General features: G+C 54.8%; 20 protein-coding genes, 1 tRNA gene and 1 pseudogene. 10 read left to right on the forward strand and 12 right to left on the reverse strand.

What is annotated here, in order from left to right:
* Together AQS70_RS10355 and AQS70_RS10360 are read left to right on the forward strand one after the other, a co-directional pair.
* Nucleotides 1–626, forward strand: a pseudogene (locus AQS70_RS10355) (MFS transporter); the annotation flags it as partial.
* A gap of 113 nt (nt 627–739) precedes the next feature.
* Nucleotides 740–1,036: a DUF6388 family protein gene (locus tag AQS70_RS10360; protein ID WP_055102689.1), complete on the forward strand. Its 297-nt coding sequence runs from the start codon at nt 740–742 to the stop codon at nt 1,034–1,036.
* Between the two features lie 58 nt (nt 1,037–1,094).
* On the opposite strand, the gene AQS70_RS10365 is transcribed toward AQS70_RS10360, so the two are convergent.
* Nucleotides 1,095–1,631 (reverse strand): DUF4142 domain-containing protein, encoded by a 537-nt coding sequence (locus AQS70_RS10365; protein WP_055102690.1) that lies wholly within the window; start codon nt 1,629–1,631, stop codon nt 1,095–1,097.
* A 217-nt stretch (nt 1,632–1,848) separates the two neighbouring features.
* On the opposite strand from AQS70_RS10365, the gene AQS70_RS10370 reads away from it, so the two are divergent.
* Nucleotides 1,849–2,724, forward strand: a complete 876-nt coding sequence (locus AQS70_RS10370) for a LysR substrate-binding domain-containing protein (RefSeq protein WP_055102691.1) — start codon at nt 1,849–1,851, stop codon at nt 2,722–2,724.
* A 77-nt stretch (nt 2,725–2,801) separates the two neighbouring features.
* Here AQS70_RS10370 and AQS70_RS10375 read toward each other — a convergent pair whose 3' ends face one another.
* The 4 genes from AQS70_RS10375 to fae all read right to left on the reverse strand — a co-directional run bounded on the left by AQS70_RS10375 (nt 2,802) and on the right by fae (nt 7,243).
* Complete coding sequence (locus AQS70_RS10375) at nt 2,802–4,166, reverse strand: MFS transporter (protein WP_055102692.1); 1,365 nt, start codon at nt 4,164–4,166, stop codon at nt 2,802–2,804.
* 89 nt (nt 4,167–4,255) lie between these two features.
* Nucleotides 4,256–5,689: an NAD-dependent succinate-semialdehyde dehydrogenase gene (locus AQS70_RS10380; protein WP_055102693.1), complete on the reverse strand. Its 1,434-nt coding sequence runs from the start codon at nt 5,687–5,689 to the stop codon at nt 4,256–4,258.
* On the reverse strand, nt 5,686–6,720 hold the full coding sequence (locus tag AQS70_RS10385; protein WP_055102694.1) for an aldo/keto reductase: 1,035 nt from the start codon (nt 6,718–6,720) through the stop codon (nt 5,686–5,688). Before AQS70_RS10385 ends, AQS70_RS10380 begins: the two co-directional genes overlap by 4 nt.
* A 10-nt stretch (nt 6,721–6,730) precedes the next feature.
* Nucleotides 6,731–7,243, reverse strand: coding sequence for a formaldehyde-activating enzyme (fae, locus tag AQS70_RS10390; RefSeq protein ID WP_055102695.1), 513 nt, complete (start codon nt 7,241–7,243; stop codon nt 6,731–6,733).
* A gap of 128 nt (nt 7,244–7,371) precedes the next feature.
* Between fae and AQS70_RS23625 the strand changes: the two genes are divergently transcribed.
* The 4 genes from AQS70_RS23625 to AQS70_RS10405 all read left to right on the forward strand — a co-directional run bounded on the left by AQS70_RS23625 (nt 7,372) and on the right by AQS70_RS10405 (nt 11,561).
* The gene (locus tag AQS70_RS23625; RefSeq protein ID WP_156355127.1) at nt 7,372–7,515 is read left to right on the forward strand and encodes a hypothetical protein; all 144 of its coding nucleotides are present in this window, start codon (nt 7,372–7,374) and stop codon (nt 7,513–7,515) included.
* 38 nt (nt 7,516–7,553) lie between these two features.
* The gene (locus tag AQS70_RS10395) at nt 7,554–8,075 is read left to right on the forward strand and encodes a sigma-70 family RNA polymerase sigma factor (RefSeq protein ID WP_055102696.1); all 522 of its coding nucleotides are present in this window, start codon (nt 7,554–7,556) and stop codon (nt 8,073–8,075) included.
* A complete protein-coding gene (locus AQS70_RS10400; RefSeq protein WP_082428080.1) occupies nt 8,072–9,034 on the forward strand; it encodes a FecR family protein in 963 nt (320 codons plus the stop codon). Before AQS70_RS10395 ends, AQS70_RS10400 begins: the two co-directional genes overlap by 4 nt.
* 76 nt (nt 9,035–9,110) lie before the next feature.
* Nucleotides 9,111–11,561 carry a TonB-dependent siderophore receptor gene (locus AQS70_RS10405; RefSeq protein ID WP_055102698.1) on the forward strand — a complete coding sequence of 817 codons (2,451 nt, stop codon included), beginning with the start codon at nt 9,111–9,113 and terminating at the stop codon, nt 11,559–11,561.
* An 85-nt stretch (nt 11,562–11,646) separates the two neighbouring features.
* Here the strand turns inward: AQS70_RS10405 and AQS70_RS10410 are convergent, their stop codons facing one another.
* The 3 genes from AQS70_RS10410 to AQS70_RS10420 all read right to left on the reverse strand — a co-directional run bounded on the left by AQS70_RS10410 (nt 11,647) and on the right by AQS70_RS10420 (nt 14,434).
* Nucleotides 11,647–13,857 (reverse strand): OsmC domain/YcaO domain-containing protein, encoded by a 2,211-nt coding sequence (locus tag AQS70_RS10410; RefSeq protein ID WP_055102699.1) that lies wholly within the window; start codon nt 13,855–13,857, stop codon nt 11,647–11,649.
* A 169-nt stretch (nt 13,858–14,026) separates the two neighbouring features.
* Nucleotides 14,027–14,230 carry a hypothetical protein gene (locus AQS70_RS10415; protein WP_055102700.1) on the reverse strand — a complete coding sequence of 68 codons (204 nt, stop codon included), beginning with the start codon at nt 14,228–14,230 and terminating at the stop codon, nt 14,027–14,029.
* Between the two features lie 114 nt (nt 14,231–14,344).
* Nucleotides 14,345–14,434: transfer RNA gene (locus AQS70_RS10420), tRNA-Ser, on the reverse strand.
* A 308-nt stretch (nt 14,435–14,742) separates the two neighbouring features.
* Between AQS70_RS10420 and AQS70_RS10425 the strand changes: the two genes are divergently transcribed.
* The 3 genes from AQS70_RS10425 to AQS70_RS10435 all read left to right on the forward strand — a co-directional run bounded on the left by AQS70_RS10425 (nt 14,743) and on the right by AQS70_RS10435 (nt 17,486).
* Nucleotides 14,743–15,432, forward strand: a complete 690-nt coding sequence (locus AQS70_RS10425) for a crotonase/enoyl-CoA hydratase family protein (RefSeq protein ID WP_055102701.1) — start codon at nt 14,743–14,745, stop codon at nt 15,430–15,432.
* Nucleotides 15,433–15,647: 215 nt separating this feature from the next.
* Nucleotides 15,648–16,430, forward strand: a complete 783-nt coding sequence (locus tag AQS70_RS10430; RefSeq protein WP_055102702.1) for a lysophospholipid acyltransferase family protein — start codon at nt 15,648–15,650, stop codon at nt 16,428–16,430.
* An 84-nt stretch (nt 16,431–16,514) separates the two neighbouring features.
* Entirely contained in the window at nt 16,515–17,486 is a 972-nt protein-coding gene (locus AQS70_RS10435; protein ID WP_055102703.1) for a magnesium and cobalt transport protein CorA, read from the forward strand.
* An 88-nt stretch (nt 17,487–17,574) separates the two neighbouring features.
* Here AQS70_RS10435 and AQS70_RS10440 read toward each other — a convergent pair whose 3' ends face one another.
* The 4 genes from AQS70_RS10440 to AQS70_RS23275 all read right to left on the reverse strand — a co-directional run bounded on the left by AQS70_RS10440 (nt 17,575) and on the right by AQS70_RS23275 (nt 20,501).
* Nucleotides 17,575–18,303: an amidotransferase gene (locus AQS70_RS10440; RefSeq protein WP_055102704.1), complete on the reverse strand. Its 729-nt coding sequence runs from the start codon at nt 18,301–18,303 to the stop codon at nt 17,575–17,577.
* Nucleotides 18,304–18,976: 673 nt separating this feature from the next.
* Nucleotides 18,977–19,318: a ribonuclease E inhibitor RraB gene (locus tag AQS70_RS10445; protein ID WP_055102705.1), complete on the reverse strand. Its 342-nt coding sequence runs from the start codon at nt 19,316–19,318 to the stop codon at nt 18,977–18,979.
* A gap of 275 nt (nt 19,319–19,593) precedes the next feature.
* Entirely contained in the window at nt 19,594–20,199 is a 606-nt protein-coding gene (locus AQS70_RS10450) for an START domain-containing protein (protein WP_055102706.1), read from the reverse strand.
* Nucleotides 20,200–20,246: 47 nt separating this feature from the next.
* Nucleotides 20,247–20,501 (reverse strand): YkgJ family cysteine cluster protein, encoded by a 255-nt coding sequence (locus AQS70_RS23275; protein ID WP_082428081.1) that lies wholly within the window; start codon nt 20,499–20,501, stop codon nt 20,247–20,249.
* Between the last annotated feature and the right edge of the window lie 28 nt (nt 20,502–20,529).

Raw genomic sequence — 20,529 nt, forward strand, 5'->3', positions numbered from 1 at the left:
ACAGCGCGGGGCTCAGCTACCCGAAATTACTGGGTTCGGTCTTCACGTAGTTTATCGAAGAGCCGGTTCTGCGCTTGCGCTCAATACTCGGCCTGCTGACGTTTTCGCTGTTTGCCTTGTTCTGGACGCCCCTAGCGTTCCTGCTAGCCGTGCCGCCTTACAACTACTCCGATGGTGTGATCGGCCTGTTTGGCCTTGCCGGTGCGGTAGGTGCCGTCGCGGCCAACTGGGCCGGGCGCATGGCTGACCGCGGCCGTGGGCAAACAGCAACCACTGTCGGCCTGCTGGTGCTGCTGGCCTGCTGGCTGCCGATGGCTTACGCCGGGCAATCGCTGATCGCACTACTGATCGGCGTACTGGCGTTGGATTTTGCCGTGCAACTGGTCCACGTGAGCAATCAGAACGCGGTGTTCCAAGTCCGGCCCGCAGCCCGTAATCGACTGAACGCGGGCTACATCACCTGCTACTTCATCGGCGGCGCACTGGGTTCGTTAGTCGGAGCACAAACCTTTCCGGTGTACGGTTGGAGCGGCATTGTGATCGTTGGCGCCGTGATATCGACTCTGTCGCTGGCCATCTGGGGCTTGATGCTACAACGCGAGAGTAAGCTGCAACCCGCTGGCTAATGGCGCTTTTCATCAAGGGATGAAGCCGCTAGCATGCGAAAACGCCATGATGCGCACAACGCCCTGACGACGGTCTGCAGCCTGCAGACCGCCCTAACGATCCGAGACGCCATATGATCCCGAAAGAATCTCGTAATGAACTGGCCCTGGATACCTTCATCAAGGCGAACCCAGACCTGCTAGAAGAAATGAAAGAGTTGAGCTTTGAGGACCGCCAACAACAAATTTTGTGGGCCTTTGAAGACGAAGCCGAAAATCGCGGCCTTGAGGCTTGGGAATTGGCTCTGGAGCTGATCGCTCGCAGCCCTGAAGAACTCAAAGCCATGCGCCTTGAAGTGCATCAGGAAGTGGCCGAAGCCTTAGACATGAGCTGGGAAGAATACTGCGGCTTTAATGACATCGCCGTCTGATCGGCCTGCAGTGCGAGTGACGTAACGGTGCCAACACAGCCGTTACGTCACGCCACGATCACTCTGGCAACACCGCGCCTTCGCCTTTGTGGTGTGCTGAAACCAACCTTTTGGCCATGTCCAAGTGCATTTGCAATTTGGGCAAATACTTCTCGGCAAAGGCTTTTAGCTCAGGCGAAGAAGGGTCATCCAATTGCTGCTGATAGCGCTCAATCGCCTCCTCGCTGGTCTTCACCTGATTGGCGGCATAAGCGGCGTCAAATGAATCCCCTTCCTGCACTTGAAGCATCAGCTTCTTGGCTTTACTCAAAACCTCTTCTTGATCGGCGATTTTCAGATCCTGCTTTTGCGCAATGTCTTTCAAATCACGATTGGCATCGGTGTAGTCCTTAATCACCTCGACCGCGTAGCTTCCAACGTCGGTTGAAGCGCTTTTGCTAATCGCCATCCGGCTGATTTCAATCGCTGCAATACCGGCCGCGGATGACTCGTCGACAAAATCCGTTGGGCTTGCCACCGCACTGCCGACCAGAAATATCGAATAAGCCAAAGCACAACCCGCGAGAAAACGTTTAGGGGCAATCAGGGTGTTCATTTCGTCCTCCAGTTAAAGGCAGGTTTATGCCCTGCACAGAATCTGAAGAGCCGTGACGCTAAAGGTTTAATTTAAAATGCCTTTTCTGACGAGCGGAGCACCTTATCCCTACACGTCACAACGGCTACAATCCCTTCGCACAACTAAAAAATCTAGCCTTATAACAACAAACCCGCCCTACCCTCGTGGCGTAGAAGGCCGGTGCGGAGCCTGCGTTATGCGTCAACTTCCGTCGCTCAACACGCTGCGAGTCTTTGAAGAGGTCGCGCGGCATCGCAGTTTCAGCCAAGCAGCGTTAAGCCTTAACGTCACCCAAGGCGCGGTCAGCCGACAAATCAAACAGCTCGAAGACTACCTGGGCGTAGCGTTGTTCGTACGCACACCCCAAGGGCTGTCATTGACCGAAACCGGCATCAGACTGTCGCCGCAACTGGCTCAAGCCTTCGACCACATCGAGAACGCTTTACAGGCTGTGCGCGTGCCCAACCTACGCCAACGCCTGCGCGTCGTGGTGCCGCCGACATGGGGCACGCGCTGGTTATCGACGCATTTACGTACGTTTTGCGAACGTTACCCGGACATTAGCCTCAGCGTGACTAACACCAGCGCCCACGACAGCCTTGCTGAAGTGGATTGCATCATCCGCTGGGGCCTTGAGGCAGACAGCCATTGCAGCAGCCAATTGCTGGTGATGGAGCGTCACATTGCCGTTGCCAGCCCGGAGCTGTTTATCGACGGTCAACCGCCCGATGTGCGTACGCTGCCCTTGCTGCACATCCTGCACGATGGCAAACGTTTAAAAGTGTGGGAGAACTGGCTGACGGCTATGGGCCGTGACGATGTGGATGCAGCGCGCGGGCTGGAATTCAGCACGTTGGACCAAGTTATCCATACGGCGGTGGCGGGCGGCGGACTAGCCGTGATTGACCGGCAGATGATCGAGAAAGAGTTAGCCAATGCCAGTTTGTTACCGATCACCCCGGTGGAGGTGATCGGTCCGTATGGCTATTGGCTGAACGTGGCGCATGACAAACAAGGCTTGTCGAAAGTACGACTGTTCACCGAATGGCTGGGGTTGGTAAGTAACCCGTAGGAGCTGCCGCAGGCTGCGATCTTTTGATCGTTTTAAAGATCGCAGCCTGCGGCAGCTCCTACAAGCGGGGGGGTGCATTAAACAGGTGCCACAGCCTTGACTGGCGCTGGCCCACTCCCAACATCTGGGCTCTGAGCCTTACACGCTTGGCTCAAGGTCAGGGACTTAGTTTCGGGCGCCCACGCCCATGAAATCAACGCGCCGAATGCCAGAATCGCCGCCAAAATGCCAATGGTCGGGCTCATGCCCAAACTCACCACACTCACCGGTAACAAAAAGGTACTGACCGCAGACCCTAAGCGACTCACTGCCGTGGCTAGGCCAATGCCGCTGGCGCGGACCTCTGTCGGGAAGCTCTCGGCCGGAAACACGCCCACCAGATTACTCACCGCCGACAGCACCAAGGTGAAGATGCCAAACGCTAAGACCATCAAGAACGCCGCGCTGCTGGGCAAGATCGCCAGGATCAACAACGCCACCGCCAAGATGATGAACGCGTTGATCAAAAAGCCCCGACGCGAGAATTTCACCGTGCACCAGATCCCGATCAGCGCGCCCACAATCAACAACAGGTTGAGCATCAGTTCTGTACCAAACCCTTCAGCCAAGCCCATGGTTTTTAAGATGGAAGGCAAGAAGGTGTATATCGCAAAATACGGCATCACGATGCACACAAAAAACAAACAGTTGAATGCCGTACGTTTGCGGTATTCGCGACTGAACAATACGGCGAAGCCAGAACGGGTTTCAGTGGGTTGGGCTTCATCCAGTTCAACATTGTCGCCCAAGTGCTTTTTGACGATCGCCCGCGCTTCGTCGATACGGCCTTGATTAACCAACCACCGCGGCGACTCGGGTGTGCCAATACGCGCGATCAGAATCAACCCTGCTGGAATGGCCGACGAAGCCAGCATCCAGCGCCATGCGTCATCACCCAACCCGAGCATGGCGGTGCCCACGAAAGTGGCGGCGACATAGCCAAACGTCCAGATCACGCTGAATGAACCGAGCATCACGCCCCGATGCTTTTTAGGCGCGAACTCAGCCAGCATGGCGTGGCCGACACTGAAGTCGCCTCCCAGCCCAATGCCGATCAAGACTCGACACAAAAACAGCCCCATCGCTGTCTCGACGTAGAACTGCATGACTGACGCCACGGTGATCAGCACAAAGCTGACCAAGAAAATTTTCTGCCGACCGACCTTGTCGGAGATCCAGCCAAAAAACAGGCTACCGAGGAACAGTCCGATTAACGCCGACGCGCCGATCAGCCCCTGCCAGAACGCATCAAGGTGCATCTGCGGGCTGATCAGGGTAAACGCAATACCGATTAATCCCAGAATGTAACCATCAGTGAAATGCGCACCAAAGGTAAGGCCGGCAATTTTGATGTGAAAGCGCCCAATGGGTAAGTCGTCAATTTTTACAGGCTGAGCGGACATGTTCGTCTCCAATTGTTGTTATTGACGGAGAAATGGAACTGATAGTGCTTACGGGAACGGGCAAGCCCGCTCCCGCGGGGTGTTAGGCTTTAAAGGCCGCCCATTAACAGGTATTTGATTTCTAGGTAGTCGTCCAGACCGTACTTTGAGCCTTCACGGCCTAAACCCGACTCTTTGATACCGCCAAAGGGGGCAACTTCGGTAGAGATTATCCCTTCGTTAATCCCGACCATGCCCGCTTCTAGACCTTCAGCCATGCGCCAGACCCGACCAATGTCGCGGCTGTAGAAGTAAGCAGAAAGCCCGAAGGGTGTGTCATTGGCGCGCGCCAGCACTTGGGCTTCATCCTGGAAGCGGAAGCACGCGGCAACCGGGCCAAAGGTTTCTTCTTGAGCGATCAGCATGTCGTGGCTGGCTTCGGTCAGTACGGTCGGCTCAAAAAATGTCCCGCCCAATGCGTGAGGGCGACCACCGCACAGCAACTTGGCGCCCTTCTCTACGGCGTCGGCAACATGCGTTGTGACCTTGGCTAAGGCCGCAGCATTAATCAACGGCCCTTGCTCGGTGTCACCCTGCAAGGCATCGCCAACGCGCATCGTCGCAACCGCTTCGGCCAACTTGGTCGTGAACGCGTCGTACACGCCGTCCTGAATAAAGAAGCGGTTAACGCAAACACAGGTTTGCCCGGTGTTGCGAAACTTGGAGGCCATCGCGCCTTTAACCGCTGCATCTAAGTCGGCGTCATCAAACACAATAAACGGCGCGTTGCCGCCCAGTTCCAGCGAGACTTTTTTCAGTGTGTCCGCCGCTTGGCGCATCAACAATTTGCCAATGCGGGTGGAGCCGGTGAATGACAGTTTACGCACCACACTGGAGGCTTGCAGCGCGCCGCCTATGGCCACCGCATCACCTGAAACAATATTGAACACCCCCACTGGGATGCCGGCCTGCTCGGCCAACACCGCCAGAGCAAAGGCCGACAGCGGGGTTTCTTCTGACGGTTTAAGAATCATCGTGCAACCCGCTGCTAACGCCGGGCCGACCTTGCGCGTGACCATCGCCAGCGGGAAGTTCCACGGCGTAATGGCCGCGACTACCCCGATGGCTTCTTTGACCACAACAATCCGCGCATCGGCCTTGTGGCTAGGGATCACGTCGCCATAAGCACGTTTGGCTTCTTCGGCAAACCACTCCAGAAAACTGGCGGCATACACCACCTCGCCCATGGCTTCGGCCAGCGGCTTGCCCTGTTCACGACTGAGCAAGGTGGCCAATTCTTTCTGCTGACTCAGCATCAACTCGCCCCAGCGCTTGAGCCGCTGGCTGCGCTCCTTGGCGGTGAGCTTGCGCCAAGCCGGTAAGGCGCGATGGGCAGCATCAATGGCCAGTTGAGTTTCTTCAGCACCGGCCTGTTGCACCTCAGCTAACCGCTCGCCAGTGGCCGGGTTGAAGACCGAGTACGTTGGGCCGCCGCTGGACCATTGGCCGTCGATAAAATTGCCGTTTCGGATCAGCGCGCTCATGCCAACGCCTCAGTTAAAGTGAAGCGTTCTTGTGCTGCACGGGCAGAACGCAGAATACGTTTACCGGCGGTGTAATCGTTAATGACGTCGCACGGGGTGTAATTGCGCTCCAACTCATACAGCTCATCAGCCTCCAATTGGGTCCCCAAGGCGGCCAAAGCGCTGTCGAATTGCGCCGTGGTGTCAGCACCGACCAACATACAGTCGACACCCGAGTGGTTAGCCACCCAAGCCTGAGCGATTTGTGCGTTCGAGACACCTCGTGCATGCGCCACGCGCTGCACCGAAAGCGCGATTTGATACGACGCTTCGTCGCTGTACATCTGTTGAGTAAAGAAATCGGTCTGATTGCGAGTCGACTGCACATCGCCAGTCAACAGGCCACGGGCCAGCGGGCTGAACACTGAAACGCCAAGCCCTTGGTCGCGGCAGAACGGAATCATTTCGCGCTCTTCTTCACGGTAGGCGCAGTTCAATTGCAGCTGCATGTTGATCGGTTTGACCCAGCCATTGCGCTCGCAAACCATGAGAATTTTCGCCAACTGCCCGGTGAGCATGGTCGACACGCCGATATAGCGGGCCTTGCCGGAGCGCACAATGTCGTTCATCGCGCTCATGGTTTCTTCAACGGGCGTGTTCACGTCAAAGTAATGCAGCATGAACACATCGACATAGTCCATGTTCAAGCGCTTAAGCGAAGCATCAATACTGTCCATGATGTGCTTACGCGAATGGCCGCTGGCATTGATCCCGGTGCGGGTGCCGTAGCCCACTTTGGTGGTGATCACTAAGTCTTCGCGTCGAGCCAAGCGTTTGACGATACGCCCTACCACTTCTTCACCGACGCCCGCGGAATAAAAGTCCGCCAGGTCAATAAAGTTCACCCCGTTGTCCAGCGCGTGGGCAATGATCGGCTCACTTTGTTTTTCATCGAAAATCCACGGCTTCCAATCCGGCGTACCCATGTTCATGGTGCCTAGGCACAGGCGGGAAACTTCAAGACCGGAATGACCCAAACGAATGTATTGCATGGCGCAGACCTCAGGCTTTTGGGGTGTAGAACGGGTTTGAAATATGCTCGACCACATCCGCCAGTTGAGCCGTGTGCGGCAGGCCGGTGAGGGCTGCGCGAATCGCCGTGCGGCAGGCGTTGTAGTTGTTTAGGTACACCGCATCCAAATCATCACAGGCAGGGTTGACCCAGTTAGCGGTGACGATGGCCCACTCGTCTTCAGCTTCAGGCGGCAAGGTGCCCTCAAGCAACGCTTCCAGTACCGCCTTGGCGATCCCGGCTTGCGAGGCGCCCCAGGTCGCGTTGCCGTGCAAATCACTGCTGATCTCGGCTTTATTGACGTACAAGGTCATCGGCTTGACGGGAATATTGGGTTGCGCAATCACCATGAACGGGCAATGCCCTTGGCTTGGCGATGCCAGGCTGTTGGCGAACGCCTGACCCGCTGGACCATTGCGCGGCCCGATCAAAATATTGATATGCGCGGCATTCACGCCAGGGCCTTCGAAACCTTCACCGATGTACAGGTCGAGTGCTTTCATGAGTCATTACTCTTTGGACAGAGGGATTATTGTTGGAGGGTCAGTCGCACAGGCCAGTCCTATGACAGACAGGGCGAACAGGGGCAGTCAAAGAGCGCAGCGCAGGGCTGGCGAGAGGGAAATCAGTCATGGTTGCAGCGCTCTTTTTTGTTGTGGTTGAGCTGTTGCTGCAATTTTTAGCACTGCGCGATGCGCAGGCTGTAACCATTAAAAGTCATGGGGGTATGCGTACAGGTCATAGCGCCCGGGCATTGTCAGAAGGCTCAAGATGATACTAATATAGAATCATTCCCATTTAAGTTTGCCGCCCATGAAGCCTTCGTCAAGCACCGACACGGACAGTCTCGATACCTTGTACAAGGGCTATCACGGGTGGCTACTAGTCTGGCTGCGCCGACGCCTGGGCTGCCCGCACAACGCTGCCGACATGGCGCAAGAAACCTTCATCCGCTTGCTGACCGCGGGTGCCTACGTCACCCCGCGTGAGCCACGGGCTTTCCTCGCCACCGTGGCGCGGCGCTTGATGGTGGACCGCGGACGTCGGCAAAAACTTGAGCAGGCCTATCGCGAAGCCTTAGCGCAGCATGTTGAGTATCTTGAGCAGGCGCCCTCCCCCGAGCAAATACTGGCGGCAGTGCAAGCGTTAGAGCACATTGCCCGCGCGCTTGAGAGCATGGTGCCGCGCGCCCGCCAAGCCTTTGTGTTGCGCCACCTTGAGGGCCAGAGCCACGCGCAGATCGCCGAGCAACTAAACGTGTCGACCAAAACCGTGCAGAACTATCTGGTGCAAGCTTTATTGCATTGCCATGCCGCAACTGAAGAACCGCTGTGAGCCGGCCGTCCCAGAAAATCATGCGTCAGGCCGCGGTATGGCTGGTACGACTGGACGATGAACCCAGTCAAGCCGACCAGCATGCTTTCGAGCAATGGCTGGCCGTCGCGCCAGAACATCTCGACGCGATTGAACGCCTGCAAGGTAGCTTGGCACCGTTGCGCGACCTGCCGCTCGCCCCCACGCGGGCCGCGCTGGCCACCCTGCCCCACCACTCGCCGGGCAGGCGTGCACTCAAGGCCTTGGCGTTGGCCGCGCTGGTACTGGTCCCCGGCGCACTGGCGTTGCAACAGTTTCCACCGGCTTATCTGATGGCAGACATTCGCACTGGCACTGGGCAATGGCATGAACAACAACTGCCGGACGGCACCTGGCTGCGTCTTGATGCGCGCTCTGCGGTTGATATGGATTTCGACACACACAACCGGACGCTGCGCTTGATCAGCGGTGAAATCCTGTTGAACGTAGCCAAAGACACTCATCGCCCGTTCCGGGTTATCACCGACCACGGCAGTGTGCGCGCACTGGGCACCCGCTTTGTGGTGGAACGCCTAGACGGTGCTACGCGTCTGGCCATGATCGAGTCAAGCACCGAGGTTAAAACTGCCGAGCATCAGCGCACGGTGCATGCAGGCCAACAAGTGCGTTTCGATCAGTTGGGCATTTACCCGCAGGGCGCCGTCGATGGCGCAGAGCTTGAACAGGCGTGGGCCCGCCGCCAACTCATCATCAAGGATCAGCCACTGTCGCAAGTCCTTGATCAACTCGACCGCTACCATAGCGGTTACCTGATGTTTGACCGCTCCGAACTGGCCAACCTTAAGGTCACCGCCGTGCTACCTGCCGACGACAGCCCACGCGCTTTACGTCTGCTAGCCCGCAGCTTGCCGATCAAAATCACGTCTTACACACCTTGGATGACTCGCGTTTCCTTAGAGCCTCAAACGGCCCCTAAATAAAAATTATTATCTGCTGCTTCCAGTTCTCATTTCCCGACCGTCCTTGTTGTAGCCAATCCACTAGAGAGTCGGGAAAATGCCTTCAACCTCGTCCATTCGTCCCCCGTTCAACCCTTCCAGCGCCTTGACCAAGGCACTAAAGCTCAGTGTTGGTAGCTTAGCGCTGACAGCGTTTGCCCCGGCAATGGCAGAACAATTAAATCACTACAACATCCAGGCCGGGCCATTGGCCGAGGTTTTGAGCCGCTATGCACGCCAGTCCGGAGTGGCCATTTCATTCGAGACGCGTCAGTTAGCCAGCCAAAGCAGCAGGGGCTTGTCAGGTGATTACGGGGTAGATGAAGGGTTTGCTGCGCTGCTACGTGAGCACGGTCTGCAGGCCGTACCGAGCAGCGATGGCTATGTGCTGATGGCCGTGGGGCAAGCTCAAGGCGCGATCGAACTGAACGCTACACAAATCAACGCCAACAATGCGGGCATGAGTTCCGAACAAACCCGTGCTTACACCGTAGGCGCTACCAGCACCGCAACACGACTGCCAATGAGTCTGCGCGAAACGCCGCAATCAGTGAGTGTGGTCACCCGTCAGCAGATGGACGATCAAGGCATGAAAAACCTAGATGACGTGCTGCAAGAAGCGCCGGGGATCACCATCGTCAAAAACGGCGGCGAACGCTCGCTGTACATGGCGCGCGGCCAGTTGGTCAACACCTTGCAAATTGATGGCGTGCCCACCAACATCAGCAACGCCTATTCGATGGACGCAATTTCCAAGCCCACCACCGACATCTATGACCGGGTCGAAATCGTGCGTGGCGCGACCGGTTTGCTGGAGGGTGCCGGTAACCCGTCCGCTACCATCAATCTGGTGCGTAAGCGTCCTACGGCCGAGCCGCAGGCGCTGATCGAGACCTCGGTCGGCTCGTGGGACGACTACAAAACCATGGTTGATTTGTCTTCGCCCTTGAACGATCAAGGGACGTTGCGTGGGCGCACGGTCATTACCTACAACAACGCCAACAGCTACATGGACACCGCTAAAAAAGAAAATCAGGTGTTCTATACCCTGCTGGAAGCCGACATCAGCAAAGACACGCTCGCTACACTCGGTTTCAGCTATCAGAAAGAGCGTAACTCGGGGTACGACTGGTCCGGCTTACCGACTCAGGAGAGTGGCAAGTTCTACCCGCTGTCGCGCTCAACGTCGCTGACCGGCAAGTGGGATCACCTGGATAAACGCAACACCACGGTGTTTGGGGACATCCAGCACTACTTCGCCAATGATTGGAAACTGGTGGTCGCTGCCAACCAGACCTGGGCCAAGTCGGACTTTCTCGCCAACTACACCCAGCGTGTGAACGGCACCGAGAACATGTTTACCCTGAACCCAAGGCACTTCCGTTACGACGACACGCAAACCAGCGTTGATACCTACCTGTCCGGGCCTTTCAGTTTTATGGGCAAGCAGCACGATCTGGTCGTGGGGAGTAACGTGCGGGTCGATGATTTCGACTACCACGGTGGCCGCGATGCGTCTTACAACTACGTGTTCGACATCACGGATCCGGGCAACTTTAACCCACCGACGCCCACCGGATTGAACGTCAACCAGTGGAAGTACAACATCACGCAGAAACAGGCCGGGATCTTCGCCGCAGGTCGCTTTAGCCTGACAGACAGCACCAAGCTGATCCTGGGTAGCCGTATCAGTTGGTTCAAGAATGAGAGCCTGTCGTTCGTCAGCAAGAAGATTAAAAACGAGTACGAAAAAAACGCCGAAATTACCCCGTACGCGGGTCTGGTCCAGGAGCTGAATGACAACGTCTCGGCCTACGCCAGCTACACTGAAATCTTCAAGCCGCAGAACAACCTCGACAGCAACGGCTCGGTCCTCAAGCCGATGACCGGCTCAAATTACGAGTTGGGGCTTAAAGGGGAGTTCCTCGACAAGCGCCTGAACACCTCGGCGGCGGTGTTCCAGACTGACCAGATAGGGCGTGCAGAAGCTTATAGCAACGCTCAAGCCGAAACGCTGTGCCCGGAGTTGCCGAACGGCTGCTACCGCGCATCGGAGAAAGTGCGTAACCGCGGGATTGATCTCGAACTTAACGGTGCATTGACTGCAGACTGGAACCTCTCGGCGGGCTACACCTATACCCAATCCAAGTACGTGGCCGGAAGCCAAAAAGGCGAAGACTATTCAGCCCTGACACCCCGCCATCTGTTCAAAGTGACCACCGACTACCGCTTGCCGGGCGTCATGAATCAGACACGCGTAGGCGGCAGTTTCTTTGCGCAAAGCAAAATGACCAACACCTACCCGGGCGACGATTACAAAATCCAGCAACAGGGCTATGCCCTGACCAACCTGCACGCCATCTACGAGATCAATAAGCACCTCGAAGTCCAATACAATCTGGACAATGTGTTTGACAAGAAGTACTACCAGAGCACGGGCAACACCGATTACTGGAACTTCTACGGCGCGCCGCGCAACTTCAACCTAGCGTTAAGGGCGAAGTTCTAAAGCGGCTAAAAATCTGTAGGCGCTTGACTTGCGATCTTTTGGGCGTTTGAAAGATCGCGAGCAAGCTCCTACAGTTGATCGGGGGTTACAACGAAATGCCTGCTGCTTTGGCTCGAGCCGCGTGCAGTTTTTTGTAGCTGTCGATTAAGCGCAGGTGCCGGTCCAGACCTTCCAGCTTCATGCTGGTCGGGGTCAAACCATAGAAGCGCACACTGCCGTCAGCCGAGCCGATGGCTGCATGCATGCGCTCATTGCCAAACATGCGACGGAAGTTGATTTCGTAGTCTTCAAGCTCCAGGTCTTCATCCAAGTACATCTCCAGCACCGCATTCACAGCTTGGTAGAACAAGCCACGCTCAACGGTGTTGTCGTTGTACTGAAGGAACATTTCGACTGCTTCTTTTGCCTCTTCGTATTGCTGCAAGGCCAGGTAGATCAGCAGTTTCAACTCCAGAATGGTCAACTGCCCCCACGCGGTATTGTCGTCAAACTCGATCCCGATCAAGGTCGTGATGTCGGTGTAATCGTCCAGCTCACTTTCGACCAGGCGCTCAACCAGATCTTTCAGACCGGCCTCGTCCAAGCTGTGCAGGTTCAGAATGTCTTCGCGGAAAAACAGCGCTTTATTGGTGTTGTCCCAGATCAGGTCGTCTACCGGATAGATCTCAGAGTAATCGGGCACCAAAATGCGGCACGCATTGGCGCCAAGATGATCGTAAACCGCCATGTACACTTCTTTGCCCATGCCCTCGAGGATCCCAAACAGCGTCGCGGCCTCTTCAGCATTGGAGTCTTCACCCTGACTGGTGAAATCCCACTCAACAAACTCGTATTCCGGTTTGGCACTGAAAAAGCGCCACGACACCACTCCACTGGAATCAATAAAGTGCTCGACGAAATTGTTCGGTTCAGTCACCGCGTGACCTGCAAAGGTCGGCTGAGGTAAGTCGTTAAGCCCCTCAAAACTGCGGCCTTGCAGCAGCTCGGTGAGGCTGCGCTCGAGGGCCACTTCAAGGCTTGGGTGCGCACCAAACGAAGCGAACACACCGCCGGTGCGCGGGTTCATCAAGGTCACGCACATCACTGGGAATTCACCGCCCAGCGACGCGTCCTTTACCAGCACCGGAAAACCCTGCTCCTCTAGCGCCTGAATGCCTGCCAGAATGCCGGGGTATTTCGCCAGCACCTCAACCGGCACGTCTGGCAGCGCGAACTCACCCTCGATGATTTCGCGCTTGACCGCCCGCTCGAAAATCTCGGACAAGCACTGCACTTGCGCTTCAGCCAAGGTATTACCCGCACTCATACCGTTACTGAGGTACAGGTTTTCGATCAAGTTGGAGGGGAAGTAAACCACCTCGCCGTCTGACTGACGCACGAATGGCAGCGAGCAAATACCGCGCGCTTCATTACCCGAGTTAGTGTCAATAAGATGCGAACCGCGCAGTTCGCCGTCCCGGTTGTAAATCTTGCGGCAATACGCATCGAGGATCTCGGTCGGCAACTCGTCTTTGCGTCCGGGCTTGAACCAACGCTCTTCTGGGTAATGCACGAACGGCGCATTAGCGATGTCTTCGCCCCAGAATTGATCGTTATAGAAGAAGTTGCAGTTAAGGCGCTCGATAAACTCGCCCAGCGCCGAGGCCAGCGCACCTTCTTTGGTGGCACCTTTGCCGTTGGTGAAACACATCGGCGATTGCGCATCACGGATATGCAACGACCAAACATTGGGCACGATGTTGCGCCACGAAGCGATTTCAATCTTCATGCCCAAGTCGGCCAAAATGCCCGACATGTTGGCGATGGTTTGTTCCAGCGGCAGGTCTTTGCCCGCGATAAAAGTCCCTTCAGACGCGCCAGCAGTGGACGCAGGCATCAGCAGGGCTTGCGCGTCGGCATCGAGGTTTTCAACCTCTTCAATGACGAACTCAGGCCCCGCCTGCACCACCTTCTTTACCGTACAGCGGTCGATAGAACGCAAAATGCCTTGCCGATCTTTCTCAGAAATATCGGCAGGTAACTCGACCTGAATCTTGAATATCTGGTTATAGCGGTTTTCGGGATCAACAATATTGTTCTGCGACAGACGAATATTCTCGGTGGGAATATTGCGCGTCTGGCAGTACAACTTCACAAAATAAGCCGCGCACAATGCCGACGACGCTAAAAAATAATCAAACGGGCCGGGCGCCGAACCATCGCCCTTGTAGCGAATAGGTTGATCGGCCACCACCGTGAAATCATCGAACTTGGCTTCAAGTCGAAGGTTGTCGAGAAAGTTGACCTTAATTTCCATGGGGGGATTACCAGAATAACGAGCTGAAAAATAGGGGCGCCATTATCCGATTTTTCAGCCGGATGTCCCGCCCTTTTGCCTAACAACGCTGGAAGAAAGACGAAGTGACACGCCTCTAAACCTGTCTTGCGATGGGAGGGACAGCCGCGAATCTGGGGCAACATGGGCGTCAATCGGGCTCAGTCATGATGTATTGAACACTAAAGTCGAAAGGCGCCGAGTCGTCATATTCAACAACATCGGCATAACACGTGACACGTTTAACGCCGGTAGATTTGGCATCCAAAGCCCGTGTTGCACGAACCGTCGGGCTGATAACTCCAAACGACTGATAGACCTTGAGAGCTAACGTGAAGGTGCATTCGCGCTCCATCTGGATGCATTGATGCTGGCGCGTATCAGACTTGTCCGGCCCTATTTCCACACGCCAAAAACCACAAACCCCCGACTTTCTCTAGGAAAATCAGGGGTTTATGTTTACTTAATATGGCGGTGAAGGAGAGATTCGAACTCTCGATACAATTTCTTGTATACACACTTTCCAGGCGTGCTCCTTAAGCCACTCGGACACTTCACCGTATCTCTTCAAACATGTTCTGTCTGTCGAGGCGCGCTAATGTAGTCGAAAATTTTCGATATGACAAATCTTTTTTTCAGAATTTTCATGCGCTTACGCCGTTTGGCCGTTTTCTGTTTTCACCCAACCCGCTGATTCTGCCATTTTCAAGCTTTGTCGCCGAGCCTTGGGTCTAGCGAAGCCCAAGTAGGCGGGCATTTATAGAGAAAGATCGCAGCGTTTACCTGACTAACCAGTCAGTCACAGCGCTTTACCTGCGCGATGGGGCTGGGTAACGTCTGACTCACTTAACTACAAGGAATTGCGCCATGAGTGACTTGATTGCTTATCACCAGGAAGACGGTATCGCTACGCTGACCTTGAGCAACGGCAAGGTGAATGCTATTTCCCCGGACGTGATCGCTGCTTTTAATGCTGCGCTGGATCAAGCTGAGCAGGATCGAGCGGTGGTGATTATCACCGGGCAGCCGGGCATTCTCTCGGGCGGCTATGACTTAAAGGTGATGACTGCTGGCCCAGAGCAGGCAATTGAGTTGGTAAAGCAGGGTTCGACGTTGGCTCAACGCCTGTTGGCGCATCCGTTTCCTGTTGTCATCGCCTGTTCAGGCCATGCGGTGGCCAAGGGCGCATTTTTGTTGCTGTCGGTGGATTACCGCATCGGTGTTGAAGGCCCGTTCAGTATTGGTCTGAACGAGGTGCAAATTGGCATGACCATGCACCACGCGGGTATTGAGTTGGCGCGTGACCGCTTGCGCAAGTCGGCTTTCCACCGCTCAGTGATTAACGGTGAGATGTTTAACCCGAACACAGCGGTGGATGCAGGCTTTCTTGATGTCGTCGTCAAGCCTGAAGCGCTGCAAGCCACCGCACTTGAGGCGGCCCGCCAGTTGAAGAAGATCAACATGAAGGCGCACAAGAACACCAAACTTAAAGTCCGCAAAGAGCTGCTCGAGACGCTCGACAAGGCCATCGAGTTGGATCAACACCACGCGCTCTGAACTCAACGTTAAAGCCTATATCCCGATTGCTCTAAGTGGTCGGGATGCCTCCCTCCTCTCCTCTACTACGCTGCGTTTACACCTTTAGCTGGCCCCTCTCAGCCTTGATTGAAACATGTGCTTAAACAACACAGTCTCCTGCAGGTATCGGAGTAATTGCCGTTTTCAGTGTACGACCGTACACTTCGCCACCTTTTGTTTTGGCGAGCCTGTAAATGCTACTTTCGTTCCGTATGCTGTTGCTGGGCCTGCACTTTGTCGCTGCTGGCGTACTCGGTGTTCTGCTGGGCATTTGCCGCCCCTTCAACCCTGATAACAGCCGACTGTGCGCTAGGTTTTATGCTTGGCCTTCGAAATGGATCTTGGGTTATAAGCTCAAGACAGAAGTCGGGCCCTTGATGGATAAGCCGCAAAGCTGCGTGATAATCGCCAATCATCAGTCCAATTACGATTTGTTTGTGTTCGGCAATGTGGTTCCGCGCCGCACGGTGTGCATTGGTAAAAAAAGCCTGAAATGGGTGCCACTGTTCGGTCAATTGTTCTGGCTGGCAGGTAATGTGCTAATCGACCGAGGTAATGCTCGCAAAGCGCGTCAATCTATGTTGACGACAACGCGCACCTTGCAGGAAAAAGACACCTCTATATGGGTGTTCCCAGAAGGCACACGCAACTTTGGTAAAGCGTTGCTGCCGTTCAAAAAGGGCGCGTTCCACATGGCTATCACCGCCGGAGTGCCGATTGTGCCGGTGTGTGTGAGTACTTACAGCCAGCATTTCAAGCTTAACCGCTGGCACAGTGCCGATATTTTGATCCGCTCCTTGCCAGCCATTCCCACGGCAGGCCTGACCCAAGACGACATGCCCCAACTGATCGAGCAGTGCCGCGAGCAAATGCGCGAGTGTATCGAAGCCATGGACCGCGAGCTGTTGGCCCAGCATAAAAAGCTTCTGCCCCCGCGCGCTAACAGTAAAACCACAACCTCTAACCCGAACGTCTAAACGTTTGTCACGTCAAAGTGTTTGATTGCGCGCTAAGCTGCATCTTTTGCGCCCTAACCCTTTGATGAAGAAGCGATTAGAACTATGGGGAGAGTCATTGCTGCTGCGGTTTATAGCGAAGGCAAAAAAGTCAGTGATATTACGCTGGATGAAGGCAGCGCCTGGGCAGCCAAGCCTGGGCACTTTGTCTGGATTGGCTTGGAACAACCCGACCCCCAAGAGCTGAGCAACTTGCAACGCCAGTTCAATCTGCATGAACTGGCCATTGAAGACGCCTTGGAGCAACACAGCCGACCGAAGCTCGAAACCTTTGGCGACGCGCTGTTTATCGTCACCTACTCGCCTGTTCGCCATGAAGGCAAATTAGAGTTCGTTGAAACACATATCTTTGCTGGCAATGGTTACATCATCACCAGCCGCAATGGTCACTCCGCCTCCTACCGCTCTGTGCGCCAACGTTGCGAAGCGCGCCCGCTTTTGCTGGAGCATGGCGAGGATTTTGTGCTGTATGCCTTGCTCGATTTTGTCACCGAAAGCTATCAGCCGGTCAGTGAGGCTATCCACGCCGAAATCGAGTTGCTTGAACACACGATCATGGGCAATACGCTCAATGAAGCTGACATCTTAAAACTTCACAGTTTACGCCGCGATGTGCTGCGACTGCGTCGGTACGTGGCGCCCATGGTCGAGGTCAGTGAGGAACTGCAGCGCCTCAGCTTCCCTTTTATTGACAAAAATATGCGCCCGTATTTTCGCGATGTGCAAATTCATGTCACCCGGCAAATGGAAGACCTCACCACGTTGCGCGACGTTGCCAGCCAAACCATTGAAATGGTGGTGTTGCTGGAGTCATCACGGCAAAGCATTACGCAACGCAAATTCGCTGCGTGGGCGGCTATCTTGGCGTTTCCAACGGCTGTCGCAGGCATCTACGGCATGAACTTTCAGTACATGCCAGAGCTGACTTGGCACTATGGCTATTTCGGCATATTGGGCTTTATTGCAGTGGGCGTGACAGGCTTGTGGACGAGTTTCAAACGTTCGGGTTGGCTGTAAAGACGCCGCACACTGTGAGAGCGAGGGCGTCTCGCGATCTTCATAAGCAAACGATCGCGAGGCAAGCTCGCTCATACACTTTGGGGTATTAGGCCGATTTAGCCGCCGGCTTGTTCGCCACAAAGCGCATCATCCACTCGGCAACGGTCCGACCATGATGGTCGTTTTCCAAGCTGGCGATGCCTTTGCTGTAAATCTGCTCGCCCAAATGCTCTTGGCGCAGATCAAGCAAGGCACGCGAGTAATCGTGGATAAACTCGGGGTGACCCTGGAAGCACAACACTTGGTCATTGATGTGGTAAGCCGCAAACGGGCAGAAATCGCTGGAGGCAACCACTGTGGCGTTTTCCGGCAAGGCCGTGACTTGGTCCTGATGGCTGATCAACAGTGTTAGGTCTTCAACCATCGGGCTCATCCACGGCGCTTTGGCGGCCAATTTGTATTGGTGGGTGCCCACGCCCCAGCCTTGGGTTGCCCGCTCGCTCTTACCTCCCAGCAGTAACGCCAACAACTGGTGGCCAAAACAAACCCCCAACAATTTGTCACCGCGCTCATAGCGTGTCAGCAAGTATTCTTTGAGGGTTTGAATCCAGGGGTCGGTGCCAAAAGAATCAGCCTTGCTACCGGTCACTAGGTAAGCGTCATACACCTCATCATCCGATGGGTATTGCCCACTCACTACGTTGAAGATTGTGAATTGCGCAGCAATGGGTTGCTCAGAGAACAAGCGCTTGAACATCTGCCCGTAGCCTTGGTACTGGTCAATAAATTCGGGGCGCAGAACGTCCGTTTCCAAAATGCAGATGCGTAGTGACATAAAAAATACCTGGCACGAAAAGGCGAAATGAATGACTGCAACTCGCTAGAGCCTGCCCTGAAACACTAATTGATGGCAAGTACTGCGCGTACTGAAAAGGCCCGGGCGCAAACACACCGAGTCAGTGGCGCCAGAAACAAACTCCCGGACGAACGGTAGGTGACTAATGATTTTCAAGGTTAAGGCTTGCATGGTGTCTAGCAACGGCCTTACAGAGCACACACAAAACGCTTAATAGCGTTTTAAAAACTAAATGCACTTGAATGATTTGAAAAGGTTCTAAGCCCCGTGTTACGCCGCCTCTACTGTTAAGCCTGTCAATGGGCAAGACGCTTTTTTAAGAGATTTACGCCCTTATCGCAGAACAATGGGGTTCAGGAAAAACAACAATAGGCAGGTCGCCATGTTCAAACACACGAAATTACGTCAAGCCGGGCTTATCCTCTTCGCAACTACCTTGCTGTTGATTGTGCCGAACCTGACCAAGGTTATCGGCTAAGGTGCCGCTTTTGTATGCAGGCTCTAGGTACTTAAACGGCTTTCAATCCACTACGACACACTCAGTTGCAGCAGATGACAGAACGCAAAATCAACACCTCATTCACTCAACAGCGTCACGTAAAAAATAAAACGGCTAGCCCAAGGCTAGCCGTTTACACAACCTCCAATAACGTTAGTTCAGAAGGCCACGCACCTCCTGCTTAACACCCCAGCCTTCAACAATTCCACCTAGCGGGGCAACAACCGCTTCGAAATTCTGCTCAAAGTCTCCGATACCCCCATAGGTCGCGTGCATCACCTTGCTTAACTCAAGGTGCCAAGTACCGTCCTCACTCACATTGATCTGAGCATTCAGGGACTCACCACAAAATTTGCCTGCTGCTCTGCGCGCCCGCTCCTCATCCGGGAAGATCGCGTAAAACTCAATAGGATGGATACGTGCAAAATCAAAACCGCCTTCTTTCATGCGGCGCAGCACAAAGCTGCTGAGGTCTTCTTGATGGGCTGTGCTCATGAAACGTCCTCCTCGCAATGGATAGACATTCAGCGCTCTCGTGACGCCAGCCGATGTGCCGGGCAGAGAGTATAAGCATGTAGCGAACAAGATCAGAGCCAGTCGAATACTTCGCTGGTCTGGGTGCAGAGTAGACCTGTCAGATAATCTCTGCCAAGAGGGAAAATAAAATTTAGTGCATTTAAACGAATACAGATCACACTCAAAAGCACAGGGCTCGGCACCTGGACAGATGCGCTGTCCAGGACCAGCCCAACGGCCTTGCTGGCCGTGAGTTACTTCTCTGCGCGCTCTTTAAGCGCTTTGAGGGTCTTGAACGGGGCATCTACCACAAACTTGTTGGCAACCATTGCAGGTACGCTGCCGCCTGGCTCGGTGTGAACCTGATACGTGACCTCAGTCAGGTTGTCGCCTTTAGGCACCAGCTTCCAGAAACCGTCAACCTGAGCGACGCGCACAAAGCCTTTTTCTTCAGGCATGTAAGTGGGGACGCCTTTTAAGTTGCGGGTCAGCGTACCGTCTGGCGCAACGGTCGTCGTCACTTCAAGAATGGAGTCGCGAGGGGTCACAGGCCAAGGCGTATTGAACTGAGTGTAGGTCCAACTCTTGTCTCCCTCATGCTTGAGCAGCTTTTGGGTTTTACACTCATGGATCCAAGAACATGCGCCTGCAACGTCTTCTTGCAAACCCTTGATTTTGGCCAGCGGCGCATTGATGAGAGTCACGCCTTGGTAGGCCTTGTAATCGGAGCCTGGGACTTCACTCAAAGAGACTTTAATGCCGTCTTCGTTCTTGGCCACTTTCCAATCTTCAGCATGGACCACGCCCACTAGCAGAACACTCAAACCACACGCCATTGCTACTCGATGTAACGAACCCATTGTCTTATTCCTTATTTTTGAAGGTTTGTACACTGAACACGAATGCACTAAGCCGCCGTCATCTGCTCCCACCAACCGATCAGGTTGACAGCCTCTTCTCTATTGCTGCCGCACACCTCTATGTCTGCCTTAAACGATGCGCACACAGCGGGACGTTCTGGCTGGCCGAACAAACCACATAAATAATCGACAGATAGATGTAAGCAGCGTTCCCCTGCGGGTTTGCCATTAGGCATGCCGGGGATCGGTGTACTGATGGAGGGTGCTATACAACAAGCGCCACAGCCTTCACGGCAATTCATGACGTGAGCTCCTCGGTAGGGGCAAAGT

It is taken from the genome of Pseudomonas endophytica (assembly GCF_001411475.1).
In the GTDB taxonomy this organism is placed as follows: Bacteria; Pseudomonadota; Gammaproteobacteria; order Pseudomonadales; family Pseudomonadaceae; genus Aquipseudomonas; species Aquipseudomonas endophytica.